Below are 12,874 nucleotides of genomic sequence, written 5' to 3'. Positions count from 1 at the left end.
GTGAAACTTTAAACTTGAAACAAAATAAACACAACACAATGCAACTACTAGACGGTAAAAAAACATCTAACGACATTAAAAACGAAATTGCAGCCGAAGTTCAATCTATAAAAGCAGCTGGAGGAAAAGTGCCTCATTTAGCAGCAGTTTTAGTGGGAAACAACGGAGCAAGTTTAACTTACGTAGGAAGTAAAGTAAAATCATGCCAGGAAATTGGTTTTGATTCAACTTTGGTTGCTTTACCAGAAACGATTACAGAAGACGAGCTTTTAGCAAAAATCAAAGAATTGAATGAAGATGACAATCTTGACGGTTATATCGTTCAGTTGCCTTTGCCAAAGCATATCGATGAGCAAAAAATCTTATTAGCTATCGATCCAGACAAAGACGTTGACGGATTCCACCCAACAAACTTTGGTAGAATGGCGCTTGAAATGGAAAGTTTTATTCCGGCAACACCATTTGGAATTATGGAATTGCTTGAGCGTTACAAAGTAGAAACTGCAGGAAAACATACCGTTGTAATTGGAAGAAGCCACATCGTTGGGCGCCCAATGAGTATTTTAATGAGTCGTAAAGGAAACCCTGGAGATTCAACAGTTACATTAACGCACAGCCGAACTAAAGATTTGGCTGAATTCACTAAAAATGCCGATATCATTATCACAGCTTTAGGAGTTCCAGAATTCCTAAAAGCCGATATGGTAAAAGAAGGAGTAACCGTTATCGATGTTGGAATTACACGTGTTGAAGACGCTTCAAACGCAAAAGGATATGTTATCAAAGGAGATGTTGATTTTGACGGAGTAAGTAAAAAAGCATCATTTATTACACCAGTTCCTGGTGGAGTAGGGCCAATGACAATTGCAATGTTGCTAAAAAATACACTTTTAGCTCGCAAAATGAGAAGCGCTAGAAATAAATAATTTTTTTAAATATTATGAAAGCCTGTTCAATCGAGCAGGTTTTTTTGTTTTATATGCTTTGGGCGTGACCTTGTTTGCAAAAAGGCGCACCAAACTTTGCCTTTATGCGCGCCTTTCCGCAAACAAGGTCGGGCTATCCGCGCTACTTCGGTAGCATGCTCCTATCCCTCACGCATCTCTATGAAGAGGCCTAACAGGTTTTTTTAACCTCTTAGGTCTAACTGAAATAAAAAAAATGTTTTTTTTTATTTGTCAATTCAAAATAAATAATAACTTTGTACTGCAAAGTACTTTTATTATGAATCAGAAACACCAAGAAGATTTAGCACATATTCGTTCCATGATGGAGCGCTCTTCACGATTTATATCATTAAGCGGACTTTCAGGAGTTTTTGCTGGACTTTCGGCCCTAATTGGTGGTTTGTATGTGTATCAATTATTTAAAATAAATGGAATTGAATATTTTACAGATGATCATATTTTGTTGTCTGGTAATTTGGTTTCTCATTTATTTTTTACCGGAATTGTAATTTTAGTATGCGCTTTTGTATTTGGAGCCTTTTTTACCATCAGAAAAAGCAAAAAATACAATTTGCCAATTTGGACATCGGCAACAAAAAATATGTTGTTTAACTTGGCTGTACCGCTTGTTGCAGGAGGGATATTTTGTTTGGCATTGATTTATCACGGATATTTTGGTTTAGTAGCACCATCGACCTTGATATTTTACGGATTGGCCGTTATAAACGCAGAAAAATATACATTTTCAGATATTAAATATTTAGGCTTTTTAGAGCTTATTTTAGGAGGTATTTCGCTTTTTTATATAGGATATGGTTTGATTTTTTGGATCGTCGGATTTGGAATTCTGCATATTATATACGGATTAGTGATGTTCAAAAAATACAAATAACCCAATGGGAATTATTGATAAACTAAATAAAGATTTTGAAAGCCGTGTCAGATTGGGTATTATGTCCGTTCTGATGGTTAACGACTGGGTAGATTTTACCGAGATGAAAACGCTTTTGAATATCACCGACGGTAATTTAGCGAGTCATGCCTCAGCGCTTGAAAAATCAGAATATATTGAGGTTAAAAAGGAATTTGTGGGCAAAAAACCAAAAACATCTTATCAGGTAACTGCTTTAGGGCGTGCGGCTTTTAAAGAGCATCTTTCCTACCTTGAAAAATTAATGAAATCTTAATAACTATATTTTTTTGTCTAACAACTTTGAAACGCAAAGTACTTTTAATTAAATACCCATGAAAAAACATCACATCATTTTTGTTTGCAGTTTTATTTTTTTACTGCTTTTTTATAGAGAAGATCCAGGGCTTAACTGGTCTATTTTTGGACTTGTATTGACGGGATTTATTTGTTATTTCTTTCAAGATAAATTTACTGAAAGAACACATTTAGTCTTGGTGGTGACATCAGTTTTGTCTTCTCTCGCTTTTGGATGGTACGGAGATGCCGCTTCTTTCTTTGCAATGGCGCTTTCAATTTTGTTTTTACAATTCAAAACACAGGAAAATAAATTAAAAATCATTCAGATTTTTCCGTTGGTAATCCTAAACGGAATAGCTTCTTTAGGACGTATTTGGATTTTCAAACAATGGCTTCCAGAAAAGCAAATCCATAATAATTTTGCTAAAAAATTGGTCGCTTTTGTTCTAATTCCGGCCATTTTTCTAGGATTGTTTTTTGTCGTTTATTCTTTTGGAAGTGAACATTTTTCTTCTCTTTTTACAGATTATCAATTAGATATTGATGTGCCGCAGTTTTTACTGTTGAGTATAGCGGGCTTTTATATTTCATTTAGTTTTTGGAATTATTGGGTTCCTGAAGTTTGTTATGAAAAAAATGAACTTCTTGATAATGAATTTAAAAATATTGCCGAAGTCAAAAATCAAAATACATTTTCATTTTTGGATTTGGATTTCGAAAGAAAAAGTGGTGTAATTACGCTATTATTGCTGAATTTGATGCTTTTAATTTTTATAGTAACCTACAACTACGAGCAGTTTTTTGAAGTAGTTACGGCGCAGGCTTCTAAATTGAGTGCTGCTACGCATGAAAGAGTAAATTCTGTTATCCTTTCAATTCTAATGGCGGTTGGCGTAATTATGTTTTATTTCAAAGGCGGATTCAATTTTGACAAAAAAGCGACGCTTCTTAAAACACTGGCTAAAATCTGGATTTTTCTAAACGGAATTTTGATTGTCAGTACGATCATTAAAAATTCTGAATATGTTTCATTTTTTGGACTGACATACAAACGTTTGGGGGTTTATGCTTTTCTTGTTTTGGCAATTATTGGTTTGGTTTATACTTTTATGAAAATCACAAAACAAAAAACAAACGCTTATTTAGTCAATCAAATGGTTTGGTATTTCTACGGAACTGTGCTTTTATGCAGTTATGTTAATTGGGGAAATCTAATTACTAACTATAATATCTCTGTAAATAAAGGAGTAACGACACAATTTTTAAGCAGTTTGAATTTTAATGATGATGCTCGTAGAGAATATTTTCAAGAAAATCATCTGGACGGGGGTAAAACTGAAATGCAAAGAGAAGAATTAATCGATTTTTATCAAAATTCTACATTTTTATCTAAAGCATTATATTATGACTTTTTAACTGAGAAAAAGTAAAAACGAAAAATCCGAACTTCAATAAGTTCGGATTTTTTTATGAATTCAGGTTAATTGTCACCTCTTTTTCGAAACCTAGGATCATGTTTTGAAATAAAAGTCTTTCGTCGCGTTGGAGCTGGAGCTTCAACTTTTGGCAAACTTGCTTCTTCGGTTTTGCTTGAAGGTTCAATCAGCTGATTTAATTCTTTTATTTCGGCATCGGTTAATTCACGATAACGCCCAACCGGAACATCCAAAGAAATATTAATAATTCTAATACGTTTTAATGCCGTAACTTCATAACCCAAGTATTCAGACATTCTTCTGATTTGACGGTTTAAACCTTGCGTCAAAATGATTTTAAAAGTGTATTTGCTGATTTGCTCAACTTTACATTTTTTGGTAACGGTATCCAAAATCGGAACTCCATTTCCCATTCTTTGAATAAAGCGTTCTGTAATCGGTTTGTTTACGGTAACCGTATATTCTTTTTCGTGATTATTTCTGGCGCGAAGAATCTTGTTTACGATATCGCCATCATTAGTCATAAAAATCAAACCTTCACTGGCTTTATCCAATCTTCCAATCGGGAAAATACGTTTCGGATAATTGATATAATCGACAATATTATTTCGAACTTCTAAGTTAGTCGTACACTCAATCCCGACAGGTTTGTTGAATGCCAAATAAATCATTTTTTCGTTTTTCTCAACGATCAATTTACCGTCTACGCGTATTTCATCATCTGGCGAAACTTTGGTTCCCATTTCCGGTACAACGCCATTTATTGTTACACGTCCTTCTTCGATAAGTTTATCGGCTTCACGACGAGAACAGAAACCCGTTTCGGCAATAAATTTATTCAGACGTTTTAAATTCTCTTCCATAGTGCAAAAGTAGGCAAAAAAATGATTTTAGATTTCAGATTTTAGACTTTAGATTTCGATAGGCAAAACTGAGAACCTCGAAAAAAATCTTTGTCCCTTTGAACCTCTGCAACTTTGTACCTTTTTAAGAATGAAACCGAGAACTATCTTCTGGAGTTTCTTTTCTGTCGAACATTCCGTAATCGCGAATAACAGTTGCAATTCTTAAATGATAATCTTTAAAAACTTCATTTCGGCCTTTGGCTTGAGCGGCACGATGCATTTCAAGATTTCGCCATTGCTGAATACTTTCTTCATCTCTCCAAAAAGATAAAGACAAAACTTTTGAAGGATCAGTAAAACTTTGAAATCGTTCTATTGAAATAAATCCGTCAATATTATCTAATTCCGGACGCAAACGCGCCGCGATATCCAGATATTCTTCTTTTTTTCCTTCATTAGGAATAACTTCAAAAATTACAGCTATCATATTTTTATTTTTTATTGTAATGAAATCCAGATATTCTTTGGTAATCTGGCATTGATCATGGGGTCGTATTGAATATTATTTTCTAAAAGTTGTATCTTTTTATAGTTTTCAAATAAAAAACATAAAGCTTCAGTTGCCAAATGAATCGAGAAATGTTTTGCAAGACACCTATGACCGCCAATTCCGAAAGTCAGATTTTCAGCATTGTTATTTCTTTCAATATCAAATTTTGATTCGTTTTCAAACTTCTTAGGGTCTCGATTTGCCGATGCAAATACAATTAAAATCACATCGTTTTTTTTAATTAGGCTTTCGCCAATATATAAATCTTCAGCCGCAATTCGTCTGGTATTATGAATGGGCGGATCAAACCGTAAAGTTTCGATAACCGATTTTTGTATTTCAATTTTATTTGAAAAAGTTTTATGATTAAGAATTTGCAAAAGCGAATTGCTTAAAATTCCTCTTCCAGCGTCAAAACTCTGAATAAATAATCCAATTAAATTGCTTATGCTTATTGTTTTAATTTCGTCAAGCGAAAGAGAATTTGGCTCCGAAATTTCATTTGGTAAAGATTCATAAAAATTTAGTTGAAAAAGCTGTTTTTCTACAATTGAAAAGATGGTTTCTGAAATTTCATTAATAGATTTTACTTGCGCTTCAGTTTTTTGCGGAAGCATTATTTTAATCAAAGATTGAATATGATCTGAAATAAATGCGCAATCTTTTTCCTCAAAATCAAAACTTTCCAAAACAACCAAAACCGGCAATTTTTTGCAAACCGAATTTACCCAATCCATTTTATTTTCAGTCAAATCATCTTTTATTAATTGAGAAATAATAGAATTAATATCGACAGATTTCATTTTTGAGAATAGCAACATTGCAATTTCTTTCGAAACTTTATGCTGCATTCCGTTTGATAATCGTGTTAAGTTATTTAAAATTTCTAAAGCTCTTTCATTTAATTTTTGTTCGTTGTTTGGATTTACAGTTGGAATCTCGGCTTTTGGATTTTTCAAAACAGCAACACAATCTTCATAAGAATATATCGCCCATATTTTATTTGTCTCATCCCAATAAACGGGATTGTTTTGTTGCATGGTTTTGTAGTTCAAATACGGATTTTCGATATCAGATTGAAGGAATAAAGTCGAAGTCATTTGGAATGTTTTTGACAAAGTTATTTAACTTTACAAGGCAACAGTTCATTCTGTGCTTAACTATGATTATCGAAATGGAAGATCAATTTATAAAAACGGCATCTTTAATTGGCGATCCAACTCGTGCCTCAATTTTGTGGACTTTAATGGACGGAAGAGCTTTCACGGCTACAGAATTGGCAGTAAGCGTCAACACTTCGCCACAAAACATTAGTATGCATTTAGGGAAACTTCTCGATGCAAATTTGCTTTGTGTCGAAAAACAAGGACGTCATAAATATTACCGATTTTCAAATAAAGAAGTTGCGTATGCACTTGAAGCAATGGCAAGTCTAGTTCCGAAACCGGAAGTTTCTTCAAAAAATAAAACAGATATTTATCCGCCAATCAAATTTTGCAGAACTTGCTATGATCATTTGGCAGGAAAAATTGGCGTTGCGTTAACGGATAGTTTGTTGGAACAAAAAATAATTGTAGATCAGAATAATACTTTTGAAATAAGTCCAGAGGGGAAAAAGTGGTTTTCAGATTTTGGAATTAATTTAGAAGAAGCACAAAAACAAAAACGAATTTTCTTGAAACCATGTTTAGATTGGAGTGAACGCAGAAATCATATTGCCGGCTCAGTTGGGACATTGCTTTTTAATAAAATGATAAGAGAAGATTGGCTCAGGAAAACTGAAAACTCCAGAGCGATAATTGTCACTGCAAAAGGAAAAAAGGAGTTGTTGAGGTATTTTAAGATTGTTGTGTAGATAACGCTTGTCATCCTGAGTGAAGTCGAAGGAATACAAGAAACTCTGTTCCTGAAAATGTCAATCTTTGTCGAGCTACTTGTGGCCCTTCGACTTCGCTCAGGGTGACAAAAATGCGACAAAACCTTTGGCCCTTTGTGACTCTGTTACTTTGTACCTTCAAATAAAAACTCAATCACTTTATCGTACAATTCATCATCATGCATTCCGTGACCTAAACCGCTGGTTTCAATAAATTGGCTGTTTTTCCAGTTGCTGGCTATTTTTTTTCCTTCTTCAAAAGCAACAATTTTATCTGAAACATCATGTGCAATTAATCCCGGAATATTAAATTCTGATGCAAATTTCTGTCCAGAAAAATCTTCAAGTTTAAAGTTGAAGCGATCCATGAATTTGCTTTCTAAAAGTGAAAACATTTTGGTATTTAAGCTCAACATCGAAACATAATTGTCGATCAAAGTTTTTAGTTCAGAAGGCGCTCCAAGAATCACCATTTTGTTGATACTCGTATTCGGAAATAAATATTGATGATATACTGATGCCGCACCGCCGATAGAATGACCGATAATAATTTCTGGTTGATATTTTTCAACCGCTTTATTGATGAATTCAGCATAAAGCGGCACGTTGAATTCTTTTCCGCTGCTTTGTCCGTGTGCAGGCGCATCAATGGCAATTATAGTGCTTCCCGATTTTTGAAGATGTGGTAAGGTTTTTTTCCAGCGTGAAGCATTGCTTTCCCAGCCGTGGACCAATAGAATTTTGGTTTCGTTTCCTTTCCAAATATAAGTTTGAAAATGATGTTCGTTATGATGAAATATTTCTGTTTCAGTATTTCTCAAAACTTTCGGAAGCTCTTCTTTTTTTAATCGCCCAATTCGAGGCTGACTGAAAAGCGCATAAGAAAGCTCCATTGCTTTTTGTGGACGCACGTAACTCAAAAAGTTAATATAAGATCCAACAGATTTTAATGTAATAAAACGAATGCCTTTTTTAATTCCCAAAACAAGTAATTTAAATGTAGAATAATATGCGGGAATCGATTAAAAAAAAGTTTCGCCACGAATTACACAAATTTAGCACGAATTTTTATTCCATTTAGAAACAAATTAAAAATTAGTGGAAATTAGTGAAATTAGTGGCAAAAAAAATATTTAACAAAAAAAAGTCCCGATTTAATCGGGACTTGATATTTAGAATTTTGCGAACAATTGTTCCATTTTTTCTTTTTCTTCTTCAGCTAACTGTGTGTCAACTAAAATTCTTCCAGAGTGCTCATCAGTAATGATTTTCTTTCTTGAAGCAATTTCAACCTGAGTTTGAGGTGGAATTGTAAAGAAAGATCCAGCAGAAGCTCCTCTTTCGATAGATACTACAGCCAATCCGTTACGAACACTGCTTCTGATTCTGTTGTAAGCTGCTAATAATCTATCTTCGATTTGTGCAGCATATTCAGCAGATTTTTCAGTCAAGAAAGCCTCTTCTTTCTGAGTTTCAGCCATAATAGCGTCTAATTCAGATTTTTTATGTTTTAAATGAGAGCTTTTAGCATCAAGTTTTTCTTTTAAGTTAGAAATAACTTCTTTTTTGTGCTCGATTGAAGCTTTCATTTCTTTGATTTGCTTTTCAGCCAATTGAATTTCTAATTCTTGAAATTCAACTTCTTTTGTCAAAGAATTAAATTCTCTGTTGTTACGTACTGATTCTTGTTGTTTAGTGTACTTTTTAATAACCTCTTTATGCTCCTCAATAGCAATTTTCTTTGCTTTGATTTGCTCCTCAATCACTTCAAGTTCACCTTTCAGTTTCTCTGAACGAGTGCTCAAACCTGCAACTTCATCTTCTAAATCTTCAACCTCTAAAGGAAGTTCTCCTCTAACGTTTCTGATTTCGTCAATTCTAGAGTCAATAAGCTGTAAATCGTATATTGCTCTTAACTTGTCCTCAACACTTAATTCTTTCGTATTCGTCATATTTTATAAGTACTTAACTGGATTTGTATTTTCTTCCGATAAAATGATTGCAAAATTAAGAATTTTTTTTCGAAGATAATCAACAATATAATTTTTTGTATAGCGTTCGCTCTCAAAATGACCAATATCTGCCAAAAGTAACTTGTTTTCGGCTTCATAAAACTGGTGATATTTTAAGTCGGCAGTCAAAAAAGCATCGGCTCCAGCTTGAATTGCATTTTTTATAGCAAAACTTCCTGAACCTCCAAGTACAGCTACTTTCTTGATTTTTTTTCCTAAAAAAGCAGAATGGCGAATTCCATCTGCAATCATTTTATTTTTTACAAAATGAAGAAATTCTTTTTCATTCATTTCATTTTCAAATTCGCCAATCATTCCCAAACCTATATTCTGATGCGAATTTTCAAGATTATAAATCTCGTATGCCACTTCTTCATAAATATGATTTGCAAAAAGTGCTTTTAAAATTCGGGATTGAAGATGTTTTTCAAACGTAACTTCGATTTTGATCTCTTCGGTTTCTGTTAATTCAAAACGCTCACCAATTACCGGATTGCTTTCAGAATTTCCTTTGTATGTGCCAATTCCATTCGAGTTGAAACTGCAATTGTCATAATTTCCAATTGTTCCAGCGCCAGCATCAAATAATGCTTGACGTACTTTTTGAGCGTTTTCTGGAACGGTATAAGTTACTAATTTTTGAATGAAATTTTGTTTCGGAATCAAAACTTTGGTATTTGTCAAACCTAATGCATCGCAGAAAATTTTATTAACGCCGGCCGAATGATTATCAAGTGCAGTATGAACGGCATAAATGGCAATATCATTTTTAATTGCTTTTAAAATCGCGCGCTCTACATAATTCTTGCCTGTAATTTTTTTAATTCCAGAAAATAATATCGGATGAAAACAAACTACCAAATTACAGTTTTTAGAGATAGCTTCATCCATTACATTTTCTAAGGCATCATGGCAAACTAAAACGCCAGTACTTTCGGCTTCCGAATTGCCAACTAAAAGCCCAACGTTGTCAAAATCCTCGGCGTAAGCCAAAGGTGACATTTCTTCAAGAACCGCTATTATTTCTTTAATTTTCATTCGTGTTTCAAAAAGTTAAGGTGAACAACAAAAGTAATCCAAATTCTAAACTATTACAATCAAGGAAACGATGTCGATTGCTGTTAATTGGCATTTTTTGTAAACTTTAGTCTGTTGAAGTAAAGCTTTGCCCAATAATAACTTTTAAATTCATTGTAGCGTTGCTCTTTATCAAAAAGGCGATTGAGACTCATATGAATCAAATCGGCAGCATAATTAGATCTAATTAAATCACTTTTTTCTAAATGACTTTTCAGGGTTGATTTTAAACTTTCGTCGTTAAGAAAATTAGCATAAATTATATCGTCGAATTTATTTTTTACGACTGAAAACTTTTGATTGAGTTCTTTCCTTAAAGTTGCCGATAAAGTAAATTCATTTGAAAAACTTTCAATATTGGCATCGCAGAGCATGATCATTTGATCTAAAGTGAAGCCAAAAAGACTAAAATAGTACTGTATTTTTAAGACTGAAAAACAAATTATTTTTTCGTCATTTGGTTCTGTTTTTAGAATATTTTGAATGGTGTCGAAGCTGTCTTTGCTAAAAATTGATTCAGTTACGTTTAATAATTCTTTTCCGCCGTATCTATAAGTTTCTGGTTCATAGGGCAAGATTTTGTAAGTAAGAATGAAATTTTTAGTTTTCAGATTGTTGATTTCACTGATAATATGTTCTTTTAATTTTTTGGATTCTGTTTTAAACCTTACTCTTAAGTGATTTTCGGGATAATTATATCTTACATAAAAGAATTGATCGACTGTTTCCTCAGATAAAATTGCATCATAAATAATGGTCAGCAAATCATTTTGGGCATAAGGATTACAGGTTAAATCCAAGTATAACCAATTTGATAATACTGGAACATTTACGGTTTCAAAATTATCTTCCTCAGGGATTTTAAAAGTGTTTTTTACAGATGTAAATTCGGTGTTTTTGATACTTGCCACAAATTCATGAGCATGATGTTTCTCGTTAGAAGATATTGCAGGAAAAAAAGATTCATACAATGATTCTGAAATATAGAAAGTATTAGATGTGCTAAATCTGGAAAACAAAATTTCCAAATGCTCGTCATTTTCAATATCGATAATGATCTCTCCTTTTTTATCTGTTAAAGAAACTCTTTTAGAAAAATCATTTTTTTCTACATTTTCAAATAACACTTTTTTAAACTGCTCAAAAGTATAATTGTTGTTTGCCACTAAAAGTTGCGCCGGATATAGTAAAAGATCATCATCAAGATAAATTCTAGGAACATAGGGTAAATAAAAATTCTTGTAATAATTTAGATTGAAGTTTATATGATGAATTTCATTATTTTGTGACTGTAAATCTGCCAAAAATCGATGCGCTTCAGAATCAGATAACCCATTGTTTATCGCTGATGTTACTCGGGGAATTATTTCTTTCTGATGTTTTTTAGAAACTAGAACAAAGCCAGATCCATTAAAACGCAAATAAAGATCAGCTAAGTAAATTGGGTTTGAATTTTCTGAATGTGCCGTATTTATAGGAATATTATAATCGTAATATTGATGAGAGGAAATAATATTTGTAGCTCGTGGTTTGGCAATCATGTTTATTTCGGCAATGATTTTATCCTTATAGATTTCTTTTTCAAAATTTGCAATATCTTGACATGCAGCTTCAGAAATGTGATTGAATCTTGATAATAGGTTTATTGCAGAAGTTCCAGTCACTGATTTGCAATACACAATTTCTTTTCCGGTAATTTTGCAATTCAATATTTCGAAAATAACATTGAAAGTTGCCGGTAATTGGTTTTTGCTTTTTATGGATGTTTTTACATTTTTAAGAAGAACTTCTTTTGAGGACGCGGTCAAAATTTGCGATAATATATCCGAATGAAGTTTGTTCTCATTTTTGAATTCAGTTGTACTATATTTTAATCCTGAGTAAGGATTAAATACTTTGCTCAAAGGAATGTAGCCGTCGCTAAAACTATGATAAAATTTATTGCCAAATTCTAATACTGAATTTGTAATTGGTGTATAATCGCTATTATAATTTACATTAAATTGGATGTATTTGAATAGTTTTTCTTGAATTTTAGAATCTAAATAATCGGATTCTTTTTCAAATAATGAAATAGAATGGGAGTAACTACTTTGTATTCCTTCTTCAGACAAATAAATATCTTGTTCTGCTATATAATTTGTCGTAAAGTAATCGAAATCATTTTTTGATTCTAATTTATATGTACTAAGATTTATTAATGTCGAAGGAACCGAGTTTTTATAGATTGTTTCTCGATAGGGATGAAATGTTACTTCGTTAATGATAAGTCCGGCACTAATAATTTCTAATAAAAAGGCATCAATTTCTGATAATGAGAATTCATTTTCAAGTAAATCATTAGTCACATCTTTAATGCTAGTTCCGTTTTTGAATCGGTCAAGCAGCCACTGAATATCTTCGTCATAATCGAGCTCTACATATTTTGTTTCATAAGATCCAATGGGTAATTTTTGAGATTTATAAAAACTAATTTTTTCCGGACTTAAAAAGTGAACGGAAGGATTTGTAAAATACCTATATTGTTTCCACTCTTCAGCGTTTATAAGGTTGGTTTTTTCAGAAATATATAAATTGTCAAATTCTACTTTAAGTTCTAAAAGTTTTGATTTTAATAAAACCGTTTTGTCGCGCCATTCAGAAGAACCAACACTGGTAAAAAGTCCGAACGGAATTGGGTTAAAATGAGCTCTCGAGAAATATTTGTTTAGCGAAAGATTGGTTTTGCCTGATTTGTTTTTTTTAACATCGTTATATAAACTTCTTGAAGCGAATAAAATAGATAATTGAAATAAATCATTGTTGAAAAAAAACGCCTTAATATTATTGCGGTTTTCAGTATAAGATTCAATAGGGAATGACGCAGTTCTTTTGATAATGGTATTAAAAAACTTCATTTTAAAATTTTGTTTTGGCTATTA

General features: G+C 32.6%; 12 protein-coding genes. 5 read left to right on the top strand and 7 right to left on the bottom strand.

Going from position 1 to position 12,874, the window contains the following annotated elements:
* The first annotated feature begins 38 nt into the window (after positions 1-38).
* The 4 genes from SCB73_RS03390 to SCB73_RS03375 all read left to right on the top strand — a co-directional run bounded on the left by SCB73_RS03390 (position 39) and on the right by SCB73_RS03375 (position 3,587).
* Positions 39-926 carry a bifunctional 5,10-methylenetetrahydrofolate dehydrogenase/5,10-methenyltetrahydrofolate cyclohydrolase gene (locus SCB73_RS03390; protein WP_320568749.1) on the top strand — a complete coding sequence of 296 codons (888 nt, stop codon included), beginning with the start codon at positions 39-41 and terminating at the stop codon, positions 924-926.
* A gap of 298 nt (positions 927-1,224) precedes the next feature.
* Positions 1,225-1,839, top strand: coding sequence for a hypothetical protein (locus SCB73_RS03385; RefSeq protein WP_320568748.1), 615 nt, complete (start codon positions 1,225-1,227; stop codon positions 1,837-1,839).
* Between the two features lie 4 nt (positions 1,840-1,843).
* Entirely contained in the window at positions 1,844-2,134 is a 291-nt protein-coding gene (locus SCB73_RS03380) for a winged helix-turn-helix domain-containing protein (protein ID WP_132989222.1), read from the top strand.
* 58 nt (positions 2,135-2,192) lie between these two features.
* Positions 2,193-3,587 carry a DUF4153 domain-containing protein gene (locus SCB73_RS03375; protein ID WP_320568747.1) on the top strand — a complete coding sequence of 465 codons (1,395 nt, stop codon included), beginning with the start codon at positions 2,193-2,195 and terminating at the stop codon, positions 3,585-3,587.
* A 50-nt stretch (positions 3,588-3,637) separates the two neighbouring features.
* On the opposite strand, the gene rluF is transcribed toward SCB73_RS03375, so the two are convergent.
* From rluF to SCB73_RS03360, 3 genes are all read right to left on the bottom strand, one after another.
* Positions 3,638-4,456, bottom strand: a complete 819-nt coding sequence (gene rluF, locus SCB73_RS03370; protein ID WP_320568746.1) for a 23S rRNA pseudouridine(2604) synthase RluF — start codon at positions 4,454-4,456, stop codon at positions 3,638-3,640.
* 124 nt (positions 4,457-4,580) lie between these two features.
* A complete protein-coding gene (locus tag SCB73_RS03365) occupies positions 4,581-4,925 on the bottom strand; it encodes an antibiotic biosynthesis monooxygenase family protein (RefSeq protein WP_320568745.1) in 345 nt (114 codons plus the stop codon).
* Positions 4,926-4,936: 11 nt separating this feature from the next.
* Positions 4,937-6,088: a cytochrome P450 gene (locus tag SCB73_RS03360; RefSeq protein ID WP_320568744.1), complete on the bottom strand. Its 1,152-nt coding sequence runs from the start codon at positions 6,086-6,088 to the stop codon at positions 4,937-4,939.
* A 62-nt stretch (positions 6,089-6,150) separates the two neighbouring features.
* Here SCB73_RS03360 and SCB73_RS03355 point away from each other — a divergent pair, with 62 nt between their 5' ends.
* Positions 6,151-6,843: an ArsR/SmtB family transcription factor gene (locus SCB73_RS03355; RefSeq protein ID WP_320568743.1), complete on the top strand. Its 693-nt coding sequence runs from the start codon at positions 6,151-6,153 to the stop codon at positions 6,841-6,843.
* Between the two features lie 146 nt (positions 6,844-6,989).
* Here SCB73_RS03355 and SCB73_RS03350 read toward each other — a convergent pair whose 3' ends face one another.
* The 4 genes from SCB73_RS03350 to SCB73_RS03335 all read right to left on the bottom strand — a co-directional run bounded on the left by SCB73_RS03350 (position 6,990) and on the right by SCB73_RS03335 (position 12,850).
* On the bottom strand, positions 6,990-7,847 hold the full coding sequence (locus SCB73_RS03350) for an alpha/beta fold hydrolase (protein WP_320568742.1): 858 nt from the start codon (positions 7,845-7,847) through the stop codon (positions 6,990-6,992).
* Positions 7,848-8,036: 189 nt separating this feature from the next.
* Positions 8,037-8,816, bottom strand: coding sequence for a zinc ribbon domain-containing protein (locus SCB73_RS03345; RefSeq protein ID WP_223708607.1), 780 nt, complete (start codon positions 8,814-8,816; stop codon positions 8,037-8,039).
* Between the two features lie 3 nt (positions 8,817-8,819).
* Positions 8,820-9,914, bottom strand: coding sequence for a Nif3-like dinuclear metal center hexameric protein (locus SCB73_RS03340; RefSeq protein ID WP_320568741.1), 1,095 nt, complete (start codon positions 9,912-9,914; stop codon positions 8,820-8,822).
* A gap of 83 nt (positions 9,915-9,997) precedes the next feature.
* Positions 9,998-12,850, bottom strand: coding sequence for a lantibiotic dehydratase (locus SCB73_RS03335; RefSeq protein ID WP_320568740.1), 2,853 nt, complete (start codon positions 12,848-12,850; stop codon positions 9,998-10,000).
* Positions 12,851-12,874 lie beyond the last annotated feature (24 nt).

Source organism: Flavobacterium sp. KACC 22761 (assembly GCF_034058155.1).
GTDB lineage: Bacteria > Bacteroidota > Bacteroidia > Flavobacteriales > Flavobacteriaceae > Flavobacterium.
This window is presented reverse-complemented; position numbering and strand designations above follow the sequence as displayed.